The sequence below is a fragment of the Gordonia sp. OPL2 genome, from assembly GCF_003797825.1.
Taxonomy (GTDB): Bacteria; Actinomycetota; Actinomycetes; order Mycobacteriales; family Mycobacteriaceae; genus Gordonia.
On record NZ_RKME01000003.1, the window covers coordinates 18,540 to 37,377 of the forward strand.

General features: G+C 68.3%; 16 protein-coding genes. 7 read left to right on the top strand and 9 right to left on the bottom strand.

Annotated features, from left to right (window positions below):
* Positions 1-67 precede the first annotated feature (67 nt).
* Positions 68-1,597, bottom strand: coding sequence for a malate dehydrogenase (quinone) (gene mqo, locus EEB19_RS04580; protein ID WP_187583655.1), 1,530 nt, complete (start codon positions 1,595-1,597; stop codon positions 68-70).
* Positions 1,598-1,780: 183 nt separating this feature from the next.
* Here mqo and EEB19_RS04585 point away from each other — a divergent pair, with 183 nt between their 5' ends.
* Genes EEB19_RS04585 through EEB19_RS04600 form a run of 4 tightly spaced genes read left to right on the top strand, consistent with a single transcriptional unit; the run spans position 1,781 to position 5,642 of the window.
* On the top strand, positions 1,781-2,875 hold the full coding sequence (locus EEB19_RS04585; RefSeq protein WP_262365434.1) for an alpha/beta hydrolase: 1,095 nt from the start codon (positions 1,781-1,783) through the stop codon (positions 2,873-2,875).
* A complete protein-coding gene (mtr, locus tag EEB19_RS04590) occupies positions 2,872-4,272 on the top strand; it encodes a mycothione reductase (protein ID WP_187583656.1) in 1,401 nt (466 codons plus the stop codon). The genes EEB19_RS04585 and mtr overlap by 4 nt, the downstream gene beginning before the upstream one ends.
* 46 nt (positions 4,273-4,318) lie before the next feature.
* On the top strand, positions 4,319-4,915 hold the full coding sequence (locus EEB19_RS04595) for a molybdopterin-dependent oxidoreductase (RefSeq protein WP_187583657.1): 597 nt from the start codon (positions 4,319-4,321) through the stop codon (positions 4,913-4,915).
* A gap of 13 nt (positions 4,916-4,928) precedes the next feature.
* The gene (locus EEB19_RS04600; protein ID WP_187583658.1) at positions 4,929-5,642 is read left to right on the top strand and encodes an FAD-binding oxidoreductase; all 714 of its coding nucleotides are present in this window, start codon (positions 4,929-4,931) and stop codon (positions 5,640-5,642) included.
* 160 nt (positions 5,643-5,802) lie between these two features.
* On the opposite strand, the gene EEB19_RS04605 is transcribed toward EEB19_RS04600, so the two are convergent.
* The 3 genes from EEB19_RS04605 to map form a co-directional block, all read right to left on the bottom strand.
* Positions 5,803-6,606 carry an alpha/beta fold hydrolase gene (locus EEB19_RS04605; RefSeq protein ID WP_187583999.1) on the bottom strand — a complete coding sequence of 268 codons (804 nt, stop codon included), beginning with the start codon at positions 6,604-6,606 and terminating at the stop codon, positions 5,803-5,805.
* 80 nt (positions 6,607-6,686) lie between these two features.
* The gene (locus tag EEB19_RS04610; RefSeq protein WP_187583659.1) at positions 6,687-8,216 is read right to left on the bottom strand and encodes a cobyric acid synthase; all 1,530 of its coding nucleotides are present in this window, start codon (positions 8,214-8,216) and stop codon (positions 6,687-6,689) included.
* 10 nt (positions 8,217-8,226) lie between these two features.
* Positions 8,227-9,090, bottom strand: a complete 864-nt coding sequence (gene map / locus EEB19_RS04615) for a type I methionyl aminopeptidase (RefSeq protein WP_187583660.1) — start codon at positions 9,088-9,090, stop codon at positions 8,227-8,229.
* Positions 9,091-9,302: 212 nt separating this feature from the next.
* On the opposite strand from map, the gene EEB19_RS04620 reads away from it, so the two are divergent.
* From EEB19_RS04620 to EEB19_RS04630, 3 genes are read left to right on the top strand one after another with little or no spacing between them, the layout of a single operon-like run.
* Entirely contained in the window at positions 9,303-10,358 is a 1,056-nt protein-coding gene (locus EEB19_RS04620; protein WP_187584001.1) for a hemin ABC transporter substrate-binding protein, read from the top strand.
* A complete protein-coding gene (locus tag EEB19_RS04625) occupies positions 10,355-11,443 on the top strand; it encodes an iron ABC transporter permease (protein ID WP_187583662.1) in 1,089 nt (362 codons plus the stop codon). The genes EEB19_RS04620 and EEB19_RS04625 overlap by 4 nt, the downstream gene beginning before the upstream one ends.
* Positions 11,437-12,240, top strand: a complete 804-nt coding sequence (locus EEB19_RS04630) for a heme ABC transporter ATP-binding protein (RefSeq protein WP_187584003.1) — start codon at positions 11,437-11,439, stop codon at positions 12,238-12,240. Before EEB19_RS04625 ends, EEB19_RS04630 begins: the two co-directional genes overlap by 7 nt.
* Positions 12,241-12,314: 74 nt before the next feature.
* On the opposite strand, the gene EEB19_RS04635 is transcribed toward EEB19_RS04630, so the two are convergent.
* The 5 genes from EEB19_RS04635 to dxr form a co-directional block, all read right to left on the bottom strand.
* The gene (locus tag EEB19_RS04635; RefSeq protein WP_187583664.1) at positions 12,315-14,153 is read right to left on the bottom strand and encodes a penicillin-binding transpeptidase domain-containing protein; all 1,839 of its coding nucleotides are present in this window, start codon (positions 14,151-14,153) and stop codon (positions 12,315-12,317) included.
* A gap of 84 nt (positions 14,154-14,237) precedes the next feature.
* On the bottom strand, positions 14,238-15,074 hold the full coding sequence (locus tag EEB19_RS04640) for a GNAT family N-acetyltransferase (protein ID WP_187583666.1): 837 nt from the start codon (positions 15,072-15,074) through the stop codon (positions 14,238-14,240).
* A 77-nt stretch (positions 15,075-15,151) separates the two neighbouring features.
* The gene (ispG, locus tag EEB19_RS04645; protein ID WP_187583668.1) at positions 15,152-16,333 is read right to left on the bottom strand and encodes a flavodoxin-dependent (E)-4-hydroxy-3-methylbut-2-enyl-diphosphate synthase; all 1,182 of its coding nucleotides are present in this window, start codon (positions 16,331-16,333) and stop codon (positions 15,152-15,154) included.
* Between the two features lie 83 nt (positions 16,334-16,416).
* Positions 16,417-17,652, bottom strand: coding sequence for an RIP metalloprotease (locus EEB19_RS04650; RefSeq protein WP_187583670.1), 1,236 nt, complete (start codon positions 17,650-17,652; stop codon positions 16,417-16,419).
* Entirely contained in the window at positions 17,649-18,824 is a 1,176-nt protein-coding gene (dxr, locus tag EEB19_RS04655; protein WP_187583672.1) for a 1-deoxy-D-xylulose-5-phosphate reductoisomerase, read from the bottom strand. Before dxr ends, EEB19_RS04650 begins: the two co-directional genes overlap by 4 nt.
* Positions 18,825-18,838: the final 14 nt, after the last annotated feature.

Sequence of the window (18,838 nt, forward strand, 5' to 3'; positions counted from 1 at the left end):
CTCGTGACTATCACACTCGGACTCTCCCGTACCAGCCACGTCGTCGGCGCCGCGTCGGATGCCGATCTCAGACCGCGGTGGCCGGGGCGTGGTCGGCTCCGACCGGAGGTGCGAGATCGTCACGCTTGAGCTGCAGGCTGGCGGTCGTCCAGTCCCAGACCTGACGGAACAGATCGCGGTCATCGGACAGTTTGCGGCCGAACGACGGGATCATCTCGGTCAGTGCGGGTCCCCAGCCCTCGTACTCGGTCGGGAAGCACTTCTCCAGGACCTGCAGCATCGCCGGCACGGCCGTCGATGCTCCGGGGGACGCACCGAGCAGCCCGGCGATCGTGCCGTCACCCGCGGTGACGACCGCCGTCCCGAACTCCAGGCTTCCGCCCACGCCGGTCTTGCGGATGACCTGCACACGCTGACCGGCTGTGATGATCTCCCAGTCGTCGCCGTCGGCCCGTGGAACGAACTCCCCGAGGGTGTTCACGCGGTCGGCTCGACTCGCGGCCAGCTCGCTGATCAGGTACTTGAGCAGGCCGAATTCCTGCGGCGCGATGGACAGCATCGGCAGCAGGTTGCCCGGCTTGACCGAGAAGGGCAGGTCGGTGACCTTGCCGCTCTTGAGGAACTTGGGCGACCACCCGGCGTACGGGCCGAACAGCAGCCCCGGCTTGTGGTTGATCACGCGGGTGTCGAGGTGCGGCACCGACATCGGCGGCGCGCCGACGGCGGCCTGGCCGTACACCTTGGCGTGGTGCTCGGTGATCAGGTCGGGGTTGGTGCAGCGGAAGAACTCGCCGGAGACCGGGAAGCCGCCGAATCCCTTTGCCTCCTTGATGCCCGACTTCTGCAGCAGGTGCAGCGCACCGCCACCGGCACCGACGAACACGAACTTGGCGTGGACGGTGAACTTCTCTTTGGTCCGCAGATTGCGCACCTTGACCATCCAGCTGCCGTCGGACTGCTGCGAGAGGTTCGTGACGGAGTGGCCGAAGTAGATGTCGGCACCGGTGCGGCCGACGTAGTTCAGCAGTTGCTGGGTGAGGGCACCGAAATCGACGTCGGTGCCGTCGGTGAACCAGTTGAGTGCCACCGGGTCGGCGAAGTCACGGCCGGCCGACATCAGTGGGAGGCGGGCGGAGAACTCGGCGGGGTCGTCGATGAACTCCATACCCTCGAACAGGACCTGACCGGCCAGACGTTCGTGGCGCTTGCGCAGGTACTCCACGCCGTCGGCGCCATGGGTGAAGCTGACGTGCGGGATGGGATTGATGAACTCGCTGGGATCCCCGAGGATGCCGTTGTCGACCGAGTTGGCCCAGAACTGGCGCGACACCTGGAACTGCTCGTTGATGTTGATCGCCTTGTCGATGTTGACGTCACCGTCGGCGGTCTTCGGCGTGTAGTTCAGCTCGCAGAGGGCCGAGTGGCCGGTGCCCGCGTTGTTCCACGGGTCGCTGCTCTCCGCGGCCGCGGCGTCGAGCCGCTCGAACAGGCTGATGGACCAGTCCGGCTGCAACCGACGCAGCAGCGCACCGAGCGTGGCGCTCATGATGCCCGCGCCGACCAGCGCGACGTCCGTCTTGATCACCGTTTGAGACACGAGGAACTCTCCTTCGCACAGCCTGGACGATCGACGCTGTCGCTGTTGCCGACGCGGTCGTCCCTGTCAACGGCCATTGTTCCCCATCCACCGCCGAACAACGGAATCGCCTCGGGCAAAGTGTGGGCTGGGCGACACTCCGCCGCCGATCGACGCGGGGACGCCTTCTCTACAGTGGACGACGTGACCGCATCCCCCGGGCCCATCCCTGACGATGGCGGACCCGCTGCGAACTGGCAACCCGACCATCTGCTGGACCGCTACGAGACGCTGACCCTGCCGCTGGGGCCCGACGTCGACGGCGAGGACCCGATCACCGCGACACTCGTCCGCCGGGCGGGCGGTGGGCCCGCGGTCAACGGAGCGGTGCTCTACGTGCACGGCTTCACCGATTACTTCTTCCACGAGCCCCTCGCGGACTTCTTCCACGAACGCGGGTATGCGTTCTACGCGATCGATCTGCGCAAGTGCGGCCGGTCCCTGAAGCCGCACCACACACCCCACCTCACCACCGACCTGCGCTGCTACGACGAGGAGCTCGACAAGGCGCTCGACGTCGTGGTCGCCGAGACCGCGACCGAGGGTGCCCCGGCACGGGTGCTCATCGCGGCCCACTCGACCGGGGGGCTGATCACACCGCTCTGGCTGGACCGAGTGCGGGCGTCGTCGCCGGCACGGTTCGCGCACGTCAACGGCCTGCTGCTGAACAGTCCCTGGTTCGATCTCCAGGGCAGCCCTGTTCTGCGCACCCCGGTCGTCTCCCTCGCCCTTCTTATCGCCGCCGCAGTCCGCCCGACGGCGGTCATCCCCCAGGAACTGTCCGAGGGCTATGGCCGCAGCATTCACGAGACGACCGGAGGTGAATGGGCCTACGACCTGGCGTTGAAGCCGATGGGCGGGTTCCCGGTCACGTTCGGCTTCCTGCACGCGGTCCGGCGCGGCCACGCACGGTTGCACCGCGGTATCGACGTCGGGGTGCCGACCCTGGTGTTGCGCTCCGACAAGACCATCTTCGGTCCTCACCGGCCGGCCGGTGTCGACAACGCGGATGTGGTCCTCGACGTCCGGCACATGACCCGGTGGAGCGGTTGCCTCGGCGACCGGGTCGCCGTGGTGCCGATAACCGATGCCCGCCACGATGTCTTCCTCTCGGTCGAGCGGGCACGGTCCGCCGCCTATCGAGAGGTGGATGTCTGGCTGCGGGGCACACTCGGGATTCCGGCCTCGCCCGGGCACACACCGAGCCAGGACGCCACGATCAGAACGGAGCACGCATGAGCGTCACCCAGGTCGTCGATCTCGCCATCATCGGTTCGGGCAGCGGCAATTCCATCCCGGATGACCGGTTCGACGACACGAGCATCGCCATCTTCGAGGAGGGCGTGTACGGCGGGACCTGCCTGAACGTGGGTTGCATCCCGACCAAGATGTTCGTCTACGCCGCCGAGGTGGCCGAGAATGCCCGCGAGGCCGACCGTTTCGGCGTCGCCGCCCATGTGGATGCGGTGGACTGGCCCGCCATCGTGGACCGGGTGTTCGGCAGGATCGACCCGATCTCGGTGGGCGGCAAGGAGTATCGCGAGGACGATGAGCGCTGCCCCAACATCACCGTCTACTCGTCGCATGTCGAGTTCGACGGACGCGACGCCGACGGGCGGTACCGTCTGGTCACCGACGATGCGCTCGTCCTCGCCTCGGAGGTGGTCCTCGCCGCCGGATCCCGCGCGACGGCGCCGCCGGTCATCGAGCAGAGCTCGGTGCGGTACTACACGAACAACGACGTCATGCGGCTCGACCGCGTCCCAGAACGCCTGATCATCCTCGGAAGTGGTTACATCGCAGCCGAGTTCGCGCATGTGTTCGGCGCGCTCGGCAGTCGTGTGTCGATCGTGGCGCGGGGCCCGGCCATCCTGCGCAAACTCGACGCCGACGTCTCGCGCCGGTTCACCGAGATCGCGCAACAGAAGTGGGATGTCCACCTCGACGCGGCTGTCACCGAGGCCACCGACCTCCCCGACGGAGGCGTGCGTGTCAGCCTGGAGGACGGGACGCACATCGACGGTGACGTCCTCCTCGTCGCCACAGGCCGCCGCCCCAACGGCGATCGGCTCAATCTCGGGTCGATCGGGATCTCACTCGACGACGAGGGGCGGGTCATCTGCGACGAGCACGGCCGGACGCAGGCGCCGAAGGTGTGGACACTGGGCGACGTCAGCTCCCCCTATCAGCTCAAACATGTCGCCAACCATGAGGAGAGGGTGGTCCAGGCCAATCTCCTGAAGGGTTGGGACGCTGACGATCTCGATTCGTTCGACCATCGGTTCGTCCCGTTCGCGGTGTTCACCCATCCGCAGATCGCGTCGGTGGGCCTCACCGAGGACCAGGCCCGAGAACGCGGCCTCGACATCGCGGTGAAGGTGCAGGCGTACGGCGACATCGCCTACGGATGGGCGATGGAGGACACCACCGGTTTCTGCAAGGTGATCGCCGAGCGCGGGACCGGCCGATTGCTCGGCTGCCACGTCCTCGGCCCGCAGGCACCGACGGTCGTGCAGCCCGCCATCCAGGCCATGTCCTTCGGTCTCGCTGCCCGGGAGATGGCGCGGGGACAGTACTGGATTCATCCGGCGATGCCGGAGGTGCTGGAGAACGCGCTGCTCGGCCTCGATCTCTGACCCGCTCGGACGGCGCGGGCCCGGGTGGCGCGCGTACGATCTCCACATGGCGATCGTCAACCGCGGGTTCGTCGGCCGTCGCGACCGCGACGCGGGTCGGCTCCCACCAGGCCAGTATCGAACCTTCGACTTCCCGGTGCTGTCGGCCGAACCCACCCCGACCGTCGGTCTCGACACGTGGACGTTGACCCTGCAGTCGTCAGATCATCGTGCACACACCTGGGACTGGGCACAGTTCCAAGCGCTGCCGCACGAGGACATCGTCACCGACATCCATTGCGTCACCCGATGGTCGAAGTTCGAGACGCGGTGGCGCGGCGTCTCCTTCGACACCATCGTGAGCCGGCTTCCCTGGCCGGCCGACACGCACGTGATGGCGCACTGCCACGGCGGGTACACGACCAATGTGGCACTCGCCGACCTCGTCTCCGGTCGCGGCTGGATCGCCGACACCTTCGACGGCGAGCCGCTGTCGGCCGAGCACGGTGGTCCGGCGCGGCTGCTCGTCCCCCACCTCTACTTCTGGAAGAGCGCCAAATGGGTTCGGCGGCTGCGCTTCATGTCCTCGGACACGCCGGGCTTCTGGGAGAGTCGCGGCTATCACATGCACGGCGACCCGTGGACCGAACAGCGGTACTCGTGACTCGATGTGATCGATGACCGACTGGCAGATCGCGACGGTGATCGCGCAGACACGGCACACCGAGAGCGCCCGATCGTTGCGCCTGGCCCTGTCCGAACCATTCCGTGGACTCCCGGGCCAGCACCTCGACATCCGTCTGACCGCCGAGGACGGCTACTCGACGGCCCGCACCTACTCGTTGTCGGACGTCCGGGAGAGCCGGACGGTCGAGGTCACCGTCGAGCGGGCCGAGGACGGTGAGGTGTCGCCCTACCTCGTCGACGTGGTCGAGGTGGGTGAACCGCTCGAGGTGACCCGACCACACGGCGGCTTCTTCACCTGGGACGGGACAGACCCGCGTCCGGTGCAGCTCATCGCCGGGGGCTCGGGACTCGCACCACTGATCGCGATGATCCGTACCCGTGAGGTCGCCGCCCCGATGGTGCCGTTCGACCTCGTGTATTCCTTGCGGTCACCGGATCGCATGCTGTTCGCTGACGACCTGCGCCAGATCGTCGAACGACACCGTCTCCCAGTCCATCTCGCATACACCAGGGTGGCGCCTGACGACAAGGGCCGTCCGGTCGGCCGGCTCGGCGCCACCGAGCTCGCCGAGATCACCATCGCCGCCGACCGCGATCCGACGGTGTTCATCTGCGGCCCCAACCGGTTCGTCGAACACGCCGCCGCTGCGATGGTCGCCGCCGGCCATCCGCCCGATCGGATTCGGACCGAGCGGTTCGGCTGAGACGAGGAGCTGCCCTTCGTGACGCTCGGCTGGCGCCTCGCTCCTCAGGGAACAGGGATCAGGGTGAGGCAGCACCTCAGGGATCAGGCATCGGGGTGAGGCAGCACCTCAGGGATCAGGGTGTGGCGTGGCAGCATGCGCGCGCTCAGAACACTGCCCCTCAGAACACTGCGGAGCGTAATGCGATCTCGCTCGCCAGGGCGGCAGCGGCGTTCTGCGGAATCCAGTGGTCGACGCCCGGCAGTTCGCAGAACCGGTAGTCGGAGTACGCGTACCGACTGCTCCCCTGAGCTTGCTCCCGTCCGAGCGCATCGTCGGCATCGCCCCAGATCATCGTGGTGGGGATCTCCACCGGCGGGCAGGCCAACGTGTCGGCGATGTTGCCGGTGAAGTTCGCGCGATACCAGTTCAGCGGGCCGGTCAGCGCTCCGGGCTCGAGCAGCGGCACGAGTTCCTCGGCCGTCACGCCCGCCCGGCGCAGCAGCGCGCCCTTGCCGGCGCTCAGTTTCTCCTCGGCGTCGTCGGCGATGAAATCCTTGATGTACGACGACCGTTCGCGCTGATCGCTGGAACCCAGGGCATCCCGCATGGCCGACGGATGACCCGTGCTGGCGGCCACGAGACTGGTGAAGCGATCCAGGTGCTTGCCGGCGAGATGCCAGGCGACGATGCCTCCCCAGTCGTGGCCGACGAGCATCGCGTAGTGCACACCGAGCGCATCGAGCACGCCGAGGGCGTCACCGGCCAGCAGGTCGAGGCGGTAATCGTCGACGCCGGCCGGACGAGCACCGGGGCTGTAGCCACGTTGATCGAAAACGATGGTCCGCAAGCCGCTTTCGTGCAATCTCGGGACGACGGCGTCGTAGCAGGAGCTGTTGACGGGGAATCCGTGGAGCAGCAGCACCCAAGTGCCGCCCTCCGGCCCTCCGATCCGGACGTCGAACGTGAGCTCACCGACGGTCACCGCGCGCTGTTCCGTGTCCACCGGGCCAGGATAGGCGACATCCGACGGTGGCGGCCCGAGTCCTCGGCGTCGGGCGGCGATCAGTCCAGGTGATGGCCGATCACGGGCGGCGCAGGATCGATCCCTCCGCAGATCAGTTCCTCGATGCGGGTCAGATCGAGATGTTCCCGCACCAGATCGGCCATGAGGTCGACCTGCGCGGCGCGGACCTCGTCGACCACGGTCGTCGACGACACGACGAAGCCGTGCCGACCACTCTCGGCCGCAACGGTGCGGAGCAGGTCGCGGCGAAACACATCGGAGGCGAGCAGGCCGTGCCAGTGGGTGCCGCGCACCACGCCACGCACCGCTCCCTCGGGGCCGTGCGTGTCGTCGACGAGCCACGGCTGTTCGCGCGAGGAGTGAACACGGCCGTGATGGATCTCGTAGCCGGTGACCGCCGTACCCGACGCGGTCCCGGTGACCTGGCGCAGGATCTTGTCCTGATCGAAGGCGATCTCGAGATCGAGCAGGCCGAGTCCGTCGACGCCGCCCGCGCCGGACTCGACGGGGTCGTCGATCCGCCGTGCGAGCATCTGGAACCCGCCGCAGATACCGATCACCGGCTGCCCGTCTCGAGCCCGGCCCTTCAGTGCGTCATCGAGTCCGCGCGCCCGGAGCCAGGCGAGGTCGGACACCGTCGCACGGGTACCCGGGATCACCGCGAGGTCGGCGGAACGGACGGCGGAGGGGTCGTCGACCCAGGTGACATCGACGCCTGGCTCACAGCCGAGCGCCTCGACGTCGGTGGTGTTGGACACGCGCGGCAGACGGATCGCGGCGACGGTCAACCGACTCGCACCGAGGCCCGTGCCTGCGGTGTCCGGCGGTCCGACGCGGCGTCCCACCGATGCGCCCAGCGAGTCCTCGGCGTCGAGCCACAGGTCAGTGCTGTACGGGAGAACCCCGAGGGTGTCCCGCCCGGTCATCTCCCGCAGACGATCGAGTCCGGGCGCCAGGATCGTCGGGTCGCCACGGAATTTGTTGATGACATAGCCGGCGATGAGCCGCTGGTCGTCGGCGTCGAGGACGGCGGTGGTACCGAACAGATGTGCCAGCGAGCCGCCGCGGTCGATGTCGGAGACCAGGAGGACGGGTAGGTTTGCCGCGCGGGCGAGACCCATGTTCGCCAGGTCGGTGGCCCGCAGGTTGATCTCGGCGACCGAACCGGCGCCTTCGACGACGACGACGTCGAATTCGGCTCGCAGCGAGGCCAATTCCTCGGCGACGAGACCGGCGAGGTGCGACCGCCAGGTGTGATAGTCGCGTGCGCCGACGTCGCCCGCAGGCTTGCCCCGCACCACCACATGTGATCGGCGATCGCTGCCGGGCTTCAGCAGCACCGGGTTGAACCGGGTGGACGGGGCGAGGCCACAGGCATACGCCTGCAAGGCCTGCGCGCGTCCGATCTCCCCGCCGTCAAGGGTGACGACGGAATTGTTCGACATGTTCTGTGCCTTGAACGGCGCGACCCGCACTCCACGTCGGCGGAGCTCTCGGCACAGACCCGCGACGATGAGACTCTTGCCGGCGTCGGAACTGGTGCCGCCGACGAGCAGCGCACCCTTCACGCGGTCGGTGTCACTCGTCCGGGAGGGTCAAGATCTCGGCGCCGTCGTCGGTCACGACCAGGGTGTGCTCGAACTGCGCGGTCCATCGTCTGTCGGTGGTGGCCACGGTCCAGCCGTCGTCCCAGATCTCGTAGCCGAGCCCGCCGAGATTGATCATCGGCTCGATGGTGAAGACCATGCCCGGCTCGATCACCGTGTCGACGTTCGGCTGGTCGTAGTGCAGGATCACCAGACCGTTGTGAAACGTCTCGCCGATGCCGTGGCCGGTGAAATCGCGCACAACCGTGTACCCGAACCGAGTGGCGTACGCCTCGATCACCCGGCCGATGACGTTCAGCTCCCGTCCCGGTTTCACCGCCTTGATCGCACGCTGGGTCGCCGTGCGCGTGCGTTCCACGAGATCGGCCGCCTCCGTGGAGACATCGCCCGCGAGGAAGGTGGCGTTGGTGTCACCGTGCACCCCGTCGATGTAGGCGGTGACGTCGATGTTGACGATGTCACCGTCTTCGACCACCGTCGAGTCGGGGATGCCGTGGCAGATGATCTCGTTCAGCGAGGTACAGCAGGATTTCGGAAAACCCTTGTAGCCCAACGTCGACGGATAGGCGCCGTGATCGACCATGTACTCATGGGCGATCCGGTCGAGCTCGTCGGTGGTGACGCCGGGCGCCACGGCCCGTCCGGCCTCGGCCAGGGCGTTCGCCGCGATCTTCCCCGCGACGCGCATCTTCTCGATGGTCTCCGGTGTCTGGATCCAGGGTTCGTGGCCCTCGGCGACCGTCGATTTCCAGGCGTACTCCGGTCGCTCGATCGAGTCGGGAACCGGACGCGTCGGCGACAGCGTGCCGGGCCGCAGGGCAGCGCGAACAGTCATGACCCACACTGTATCGCTGTCCACCGGACGGGCGGAGGCACCGCGGGCACCGCGGGCACCGCGGGCCTTGCGCGCCGTGACAACTAAGGTGGCAGGCGAGCGCGATGAGTGGAGGACTCGTGAGGGCGGGCGAGCTGGATGTGACCGACGGACCGGGCGCAGGCGTGGGCCGCGGCGCACCACGTCCGGAACGGATCGACCCCGACGGCACGATGTCGCGACGCCGACCCTGCTCCCGCGCTGTGCGCCTGGTCCTCGTCGCCGTCGCCGCGCTGCTCGTCGGATCGACGTCGGCGTGCTTCGTCGAGCCGATCGAGCAGACCGACGCTTCGTCCTCGGTGGCACCGACGGCCCATCTGCGCAGCGGCCCGCAGACCGCGGAGTTGCCGCAACGCGACATCGTCCCGGTTGCCGACGATCCCACCCCGTCCCTGCCGGTCACCGTCGACTCGGTGCGCTACGGCGCGGTCACCGTCCGCGACACGTCGCGCATCGTCGCCGTCGACATCAACGGCACGCTCGGGAGCATCGTGTTCTCCCTCGGGCTTGGATCGCATGTGGTGGGCCGAGACACCTCGACCGCATTCCCGTCGGCCGTCGGCCTTCCGGTCGTGACCAACCGGGGTCACAGCCTCAACGCCGAGTCGGTCCTGGCTCTGGCGCCCAGTGTGGTGCTGGTCGACGAGAACACGGTGCCCGCCGCCGCCGTCGACCAGATCCGGGACTCCGGGGTACCCATCGTGGTGTTCGAGGGAACGCGCAGCCTGGCGTCCAACGACGCGTTGATCCGGTCGGTGGCCCACACCCTCGGCGTCGAGGAGCAGGGTGAGCAACTCGCGGCCCGCACCGACCGGCAGGTCGCCGCCGCGAGGAAACTGGTCCCGTCGCCCTCCGGCGATCCGACGATCGCGTTCGTCTACATCCGGGGGCGCAACCTGATCCTGCTCGCCGGTCCCGGCTCGGGCGCCGACGACCTGATCGAGACGCTCGGCGGCCGCGACGCCGGTGAGGCAGCCGACCTGAGCGGCGCCTTCACCGCCATCACCGCCGAGGCGATGATCAAAGCCGATCCGGACGTGATCATGGTGATGACACAGGGCGCCGACACGGTCGGCGGTCTCGACGGTGTGCTCGCACTGCCCGGCATCGCCGAGACCGACGCCGGCCGCAACCGCCGCATCGTGCAGATGGACGAGACCAAGATCCTCGCGTTCGGCCCCGACGTCGGCGAGGTCCTGTCGTCCCTGGCCCGGGCGATCTACACATGAGCGCCCCGACAACGACCCGCCCGTCGACGACTGCGGCGGCCCGACGCGCCCGCCACCGGACGCGCAACCTGATCGTGATGGCCGTCCTCCTGATCGGGACCGCCGCGCTCGTGGTCGTCTCCGCGGGCATGGGCCAGGTCGGGGTGCCGCCCATCGAGGTCCTCGGCAGCCTCGCCCATCACTTCCACCTCGACATCGGCCCCTTGCCGTCGCACCCCAACGGCGAAGGCGCACTGTGGAACGTGCGGTTCCCGCGCATCGTGCTGGGTCTGCTCGTCGGCGCGGCCCTGGGCGCGGGTGGCTGCCTCCTTCAGGGCGTGCTCGCCAATCCCCTGGCCGAACCGGGCATCATCGGTGTCTCGTCCGGCGCGGCGGTCGGCGCGTGCCTGATGATCGTCCTGGGCGGCGGCACGGCGAACGACTGGGCCCTCGCCGGGGCGGCGTTCGTCTTCGGCCTCTTCACAGCGGCCTCGGTCTATCTGCTGTCCCTGCGCGACGGCGGCACGTCGACGATCATGCTGGTGCTCACCGGGATCGCGGTGAACGCCTTCACCCTCGGCATCATCGCCTACCTGACCTTCGCCGCGTCGACCGCGGCGCGTGAGCAGATCGTGTTCTGGCAGTTGGGGTCCCTGGCCGGCACCACGTGGGACGAGGTGTGGGTCTCGACACCGCTGATCGTCGCGGCGGTCGCCGGGGCGCTCGTCCTGGTCCACAAGATCGACCTGCTCGCCCTCGGCGAGGTCCAGGCCGCGTCCCTCGGCGTCAACGTGGAACTGGTGCGACGACAGGTCATCGTGCTCGTGTCGATCCTCACCGCGGCGGCGGTCGCGTTCGCGGGGATCATCATGTTCGTCGGGCTGATCGTGCCGCACGTGCTCCGGTTGATCGTCGGCCCGAGGCACGCGATCCTGCTGCCCGCGAGTGTCGTCGGCGGGGCGCTGGTCATCACCGCCGCCGACCTCGCCGCACGCACCATGCTCGGGGATGCCGACCTGCCGCTGGGCATGTTCACCTCGCTGATCGGCGGCCCGGTGTTCTTCCTCCTGTTGCGCCGCAGCCGACATGCGGGAGCCGGCTGGTGACCGCGGCCGACAGCACGACGGCAGCGACGACGGGAGTGGTCGCCGCCGACATCACCGTCACGCTCGGCGGCCGCGAGGTGGTACGCGACGTCTCCGTGCGGGTGGCGCCCGGCACATTGCTCGCGCTGGTGGGCCCGAACGGCTGCGGAAAGTCGACCCTGCTGTCCGTGATCGCCGGGCTGCGCCGCCCGGACCGCGGCACCGTGCTGATCGATGACCGACCGGTGGCGGCCGCGTCGTCGCGAGACCTCGCCCGTCTCCGGTCGTTCGTGACCCAGCACAACCGCACCGACACGCCGTTCACCGTCGCCGAGGTCGTGGAGATGGGTCGGTTCCCGTGGCTGCGCACTCCCGCCGCGGTCCGGTCACCGGAGATCATCGACGACGCCATCCTCGCCTGCGACCTCGCCGACATCGTCGACCGTCCGTTCTCGCAGCTGTCCGGCGGTCAGCAGGCCCGGGTGTCGATCGCGCGGGCGATCGCGCAACAGGCGCCCGTCATGCTGCTCGACGAACCCACCGCGGCACTGGACATCCATCACCAGGAGTCCGTGCTCGACATCCTGCGCGGTGCCCGAGACGGCGGATCGGCCGTTCTGCTCGTCGTGCACGATCTCTCGCTGGCCGCGGCCTACGCCGATCGCGTCGCGCTCATGAAGGACGGACACCTGCTGGCCGAGGGCCCCACGCGCGAGGTGATGACCGCCGACCTGCTCTCCGACACCTACGATCACCCGGTCGAGATCCTCGACCACCCGGAGTCCGGTCAGCCGATCATCGTGCCGCGCCGCACCTGAACAGTCCGCTCACCCGTCGACTTCACGCCCATCGACCGCTCGCGCGCCACCAGGCGCGCCGCATCCGGCGCTCGTCAGGATCGCGCCGCGGCATAGTATCCGGGCGGCAACGACCCGAAGAAGTCGCGCGTCACGGCGACCGCGTTGTTGGAGTCGCCACCGCCCACCACGAGTGTGGCGAAGGCCAGGTCGCCTCGATAGCCCGCGAACCACGCGTGCGATCCGCCGGCGAACTCGGCCTCGCCGGTCTTGCCGAGAACGTCACCCTGACCGGCGATCACCGTGCCCGTGCCCTGCTGGACGACGGCCCGCATCATCGGCCGCAGCTCGGCCACCACCCCGGGTGACAGCGACGGCTGCGGTCCGGTCACCTTCGTCGGTTTGCCGAGGATCAGCTGCGGGACAGGCGCCTTGCCGTTGTGCGCAACGGTGGCTGCCACGAGGGACAGTCCGAGCGGGCTGACCAGGACCTTGCCCTGACCGAAACCGTCCTCGCTGCGCGCCACCAGCTCCGGTGCGATCGGCACCGAACCGGAGACGGCGTCGAGACCGGCGATGTCGTACTGCTGTCCGATCCCCATCGACGCCGCGGTGTGGGCCAGGTCCGACGGCCCCATCTCGCTGGCGAGCTTGGCGAAGGTCGTGTTGCAGGAGCTCGCGAAAGCCTGCAGCATCGGCACGGTTCCCAGGGAGAAGCGATCGTAGTTCGGGATGCGGCGTGGACCGATCTCGATCTCGCCCGGGCACGGCACCATCGTCTGCGGGTGGGCGAGATCACGACTGATCGCCGCCGCCGCGGTCACCATCTTGAACGTCGACCCGGGCGGATAAAGACCGGTGGTGGCGATGGGGCCGCTCCGGTCGGCCGACTTGTTCTGGGCGACCGCGAGGATGTGTCCGGTCGAGGGCTGGACCACCACCATCGCGATCTGGAACCGATTGGTGGCGTCGACGGCACGCTGCGCAGCGGTCTGGACCTGTCGGGACAGGCTCAGCGAGACGGCTGGCGCCGGTTCGGGCGCGTGGTCGGCGAGGACGTCGGCGTCCAGGCCGTTGGGGTTGACGGTCACCACCCGCCAGCCGACGCGACCGTCGACCTCCTTGTCGACGACCTTCTTCACCTCTGTCAGCAGCGCCGGAGCGAAACCCGGGTTCTTGGCGACGAGTTCTGCCTGCTCGTTGTGCACGACACCGGGGATGGCCAGTTGATCCCGGAGTCGATCGAAATCCCGCTGCGAGAGTCGCGTGATCGGGTACGGCGTCTGCGCTGCGGTGCTCTCCTCGGCGATCTTCTGGGCGGAGAGGGTGGGATCGAACGGACGCAGCACCGAGACGAGCCGGGTCACGGAGTCGGCGACCGAACCACTCGCGGCCGCGGCCGCGGCATCGAAGTTGATGCCGACGACCGTTCCGTTGACCATCACCTCGGATCCGTCGGCCTCGTTGACGGTGGCCCGCGGCGCCCCCAGAATCCGCAGTGAGAGTCGTTGATTGGCACCGAGATCCGGATGGATGTCGGTCGAGGTCCAGCGCACCGTCCATCCGCTGCCCGACGATCGGATCATCTTGACCCGCGCCGGATAGCTCCACTCCCGGCCGCGCGGCAGGTCCCAGTGGTAGGTGACGTCGATGTCGGCGGTGTCGCCGGACACAGCCGCCTTGCCGGTGCTCGCGGAGAGTTTCTCGGCGGCGAGTCCATCCCACGCGGCGGCGAGGTTCGCGGTCGCCTCGGTCGGATTGTCGGTGAGTCCGGCGGCAGCCGCAATGTCCTTGGCGCCGTAGGCGGTCAGGAATCGTTCGACGGCTTGGCGTGGACCGTCGTCGGCCGTGGCGCAGCCGGCGACGCCGAACGCCACGACGGCACTCATCGACACACAGGCCACGTTGATCGCACGCCGTCTCATCTGCAACATCGTTGTCGATGATATGGCGGATTGACCCGAAAACCCGTGCGCCACGCGCGCACATCGGCGAACCGCGCTGGTGATCCGCGCCGATCAGTCGACGAGGACCGTCGCGAAGGTGCCGACCTCGCTGAAGCCGACCTGGCGATACACCGCCCGGGCGGTGTGGTTGAAGCTGTTGACGTACAGGCTCGGGATCCGACCGTGGGCGATGATCGCGGCGGCGACCGCAGCCGTGCCGCGGGCGCCGAACCCCTCACCGCGTCGGTCGGGAGCGACCCAGACCCCCTGGATCTGGCCGACTTTACGTGAGAGCGAACCGATCTCGGCCTTGAACACCACCTCGCCGCGATCGAACCGGGCGAACACACGTTGCGCGGTGATCAGAGACGCCAGACGTCGGCGATAGGACCGACCGCCGTCGCCCGCGCACGGATCGACACCGACCTCCCCGATGAACATGTCGATCGCGGCAGGGAGGTATGCGTCCAGATCCTCGAGGGTCACGAGCCGCACCAGCGGATCGGGGGCCACCGCGGGGGCGTCGGTCAGCGCCATCAGCGGCTGACTGTCCCGGATCTCGCGGGCCGGCCCCCAGCAGGGTGCGATGCGTTCCCAGAACGGCAACACCATCTCCGCACGGCCGACGATGGAGGAACACACACGCGGCGCAGAGGACGCACGGTCGGCGAAACCCTCCATGTCGCCGGGCGATCCGAGCAACGGGATGAGATTGGCGCCGGAAAAACAGAGCGAACTGGTCGGGTCGTCGGTCGTCCACAGTTCGCCGCCGAGCAATCGCGGATTGATGCCGTGCGACTCGAACCGGGCGGCGACCATGCACATGGCGACGGGGTCGGAGGTCAGCACACGTTCGACCACCGGCGCGTCACGCGCCCCGAGTGGCCGGTCGCCCAGCAGCTTCAGCACCACCGCTCCTCTGCAGTAGTCGGGCCCGAACGTGTCCTTGAGCTCGCGCGGTCGGCGGCTGCCCGCTGCGTTGCGCCTCAGCTGACGGTGACGACCGGTGAACCCGCTTCCCTGTCCTCACCAGTGTCACCCGACTCACCCGCGATCCGCAGCGCTTCTTCGATCAAGGTCTCCACGATGTCGGCTTCCGGCACGGTCTTGATGACTTCACCCTTGACGAAGATCTGGCCCTTGCCGTTGCCGGATGCGACCCCGAGATCGGCCTCGCGCGCCTCGCCGGGACCGTTGACGACGCAACCCATCACGGCGACGCGCAGCGGCACCTCCATGCCTTCGAGTCCGGCGGTCACGGCGTCGGCCAGCTTGTAGACGTCCACCTGGGCACGACCACACGAGGGGCAGGACACGATCTCGAGCTTGCGGGGCCGCAGGTTCAGTGACTGCAGGATCTGGTCGCCGACCTTGATCTCCTCGGCGGGCGGCGCCGACAGCGACACACGGATGGTGTCGCCGATGCCCTCGGAGAGCAGCGCACCGAAGGCGACCGCGGACTTGATGGTGCCCTGGAAGGCCGGCCCGGCCTCCGTCACGCCGAGGTGCAGCGGATAGTCACACTGCGCGGCGAGCTGCCGGTAGGCCTCGACCATGATCACCGGGTCGTTGTGCTTGACCGAGATCTTGATGTCACCGAAACCGTGTTCCTCGAACAAGCCGGCCTCCCACAGGGCGGACTCGACGAGCGCCTCGGGGGTGGCCTTGCCGTACTTGTCCATGATCCGTTTGTCGAGCGATCCGGCGTTGACGCCGATGCGGATCGGGATCCCGGCGGCGCCGGCGGCCTTCGCCACCTCCTTGACCCGGCCGTCGAACTCCTTGATGTTGCCCGGATTGACCCGGACCGCGGCACACCCGGCGTCGATGGCCGCGAAGATGTACTTGGGCTGGAAATGGATGTCGGCGATGACCGGGATCTTCGACTTCTTGGCGATGATCGGCAACGCCTCGGCGTCCTCCGGACGCGGGCAGGCGACGCGCACGATGTCGCATCCCGAGGCGGTGAGCTCGGCGATCTGCTGCAGCGTCGCGTTGATGTCGTGGGTCTTGGTGGTGGTCATCGACTGCACCGAGATCGGATGGTCGCTGCCCACTCCCACCGAGCCGACCTGGATCTGACGGGTGGTGCGACGCGGGGCGAGGACGGGCGGCGGTCCGGCGGGCATACCGAGACCGATCGGGATCGCGTCTCCTGGGGAGTTCATCTGATTCACCTCGAAGGACGAAGGGGCTGTGTGGTGTGTCGACGTGTCCGGTCCGGTCGGGCCGTGTGGACCATCGGGGCTGGTCACTGGAAGAGCTGGATGGGGTTGATGATGTCGGCGGTGACGGTCAGGACCATGAAGCCACCCATGATGATCACCACCGCATACGTGATCGGCATGAGCTTCAGGTAGTCGACGGGTCCGCCCGCTGCGCGACCGAACCATCCGCGCACCGTGTTCCGGGCCTTCTCGTAGCCGACGATGGCCATGTGCCCACCATCCAACGGTAGTAGCGGGACGAGATTGAAGAGGCCCAGGAAGAAGTTGATGCTGATCAGGAGCAGCAGGAAGGTGCTCCACGCGCCGCGCTCGACTGCCTGGCCACCCATCACCGACGCACCGTAGACGCTGACGGGGGTGTCGGCGGCGCGTTCGCCGCCGGTGACCGCGGTCCACAGAGCGCTGACCTTCGAGGGCAGGGACAGCAAGGCATCCCAGGTCGCCACGAACAGGTCGCCGGTGAACGAGAACGACGCCGGGATGACCGCGAGACCGTCATAATGGTTGATCGACGGCGGCGGGCTGAACTCGATGCCGACCTTGCGGGTCTGCTGGGTCTCGGTGCCGCCGTCACGCGTCGGCGCGGTCACCGTCGACGGTTGCGGTGTGATCGTGAACTCACGCTGCGAACCGTCGCGGTCGACGGTCAGCGCGACCGGTCCGGTCGAGTCGGTGATCTTCTCCGACACCTGCGAATAGTCCGACACCGGAGCACCGTTGACCGCGACGATCGTGTCGCCGGCCTGCAGTCCGGCGATCTCGGCCGGCCCCTGGGCGCTCGCGCACGGGGTCGACTCCGGATTCTTGTCGGTGAAGTACGTGGTGGCGGCGGGGACGCAGTCGACCTTCGACACGGTGGCCGGCACCGGGTCGTTGCTGATGTTGGGGAGCCCGAAGATCGCGCCGACGACGACGACGAGCACGAATCCGAGGATGAAGTTCTGTGCGGGACCGGCAAACAGGACGACGAGGCGCTTCCACGGTTTCTGCAGGTACATGGCACGCGGACGATCCTCCTCGGAGATCTCGTCGTAGGGCGTCATGCCGGCGATGTCGCAGAAGCCACCGAGGGGCAGCGCCTTGACGCCGTACTCGGTCTCGCCGCGCCGGGTCGACCAGACGGTCGGTCCGAAACCCACGAAGTAGCGTCGCACCTTCATGCCGGTCGCCTGGGCCGCCCACATGTGGCCGCATTCGTGCCATGCCACCGACAGCAGCAGCGCCGCGGCGAACAGCGCCACGCCGAGCGCAAAACTCACTGACTCACTCCATCCGCATATGTCTTGACCAGACGCGCAGCATGATCGCGTGCCCACTGATCAGCAGCCAAGACCTCTTCCACAGTACCTGGCGTGCCGCGCCACTGATCGGCCTCGACGAGCACCTCACGGATGATTTCGACGATGCGCGGAAATCTGATCGCGCCGGCGAAGAACCCCTCGGCGGCGGCCTCGTTGGCGGCGTTGTAGACCGCGGTGAGTGACCCGCCGGCCTTCCCGGCCTCACGGGCGACGTCGATTGCCGGGAAGACGGTGTGGTCCACCGGTTCGAACGTCCATGACGATGCCGTCGAGAAGTCGCAGGCGCTCGAAGAACCCGGGACACGGTCCGGCCATCCCAGTGCGAGGGCGATCGGCAGTTTCATCGACGGCGGCGACGCCTTCGCGATCGTCGCGCCGTCGACGAACGTCACCATCGAGTGCACGATCGACTGCGGATGCACGGTCACATCGATCCGGTCGTAGTCGACGCCGAAGAGCAGGTGCGCCTCGATGACCTCGAGTGCCTTGTTGACCAGGGTCGCCGAGTTCAGGGTGATCATCGGACCCATCGACCACGTGGGGTGCCGGCCGGCCTGTTCGGGGGTGACGTCGGCGAGGGCCTCGGCCGTCCACCCGCGGAAGGGACCGCCGGAGGCGGTCAGGACCAACCGGTCCACCTCGTCGGCCGTTCCACCGCGCAGGCACTGTGCGATGGCCGAGTGTTCGGAGTCGACCGGGACGATCTGGCCCGGCGCCGCGGCGTCGAGGACGAGGGAGCCGCCGGCCACCAGCGACTCCTTGTTCGCCAGGGCCAGACGTGCACCCGACCGCAGGGCCGCGAGGCTCGGGCGCAGGCCGATCGACCCGACCACGGCGTTGAGGACCACATCCGCGTCCACCGCGTCGATCAGGTCACACATCGCGTCCGGGCCACCGAGGACGCTCGCACCGAGGTCGTCGGACAGGGTCCGCGCCGCTGCCTCGTCGGCGACGGCCAGCGCCTCGGCGCCGATGCGGAACGCTTCGGCCTGCTCGCGCAACCGCCGGAGATTGCCGCCGCCCGCACCGAGCCCCACCACCTGGAACCGGTCCGGGTGCTCTGCGATGACCTCGAGGGCCTGGACGCCGATGGACCCCGTCGATCCGAGGATGAGTACGCGTGTCGTCACCCGGCCATTGTCGC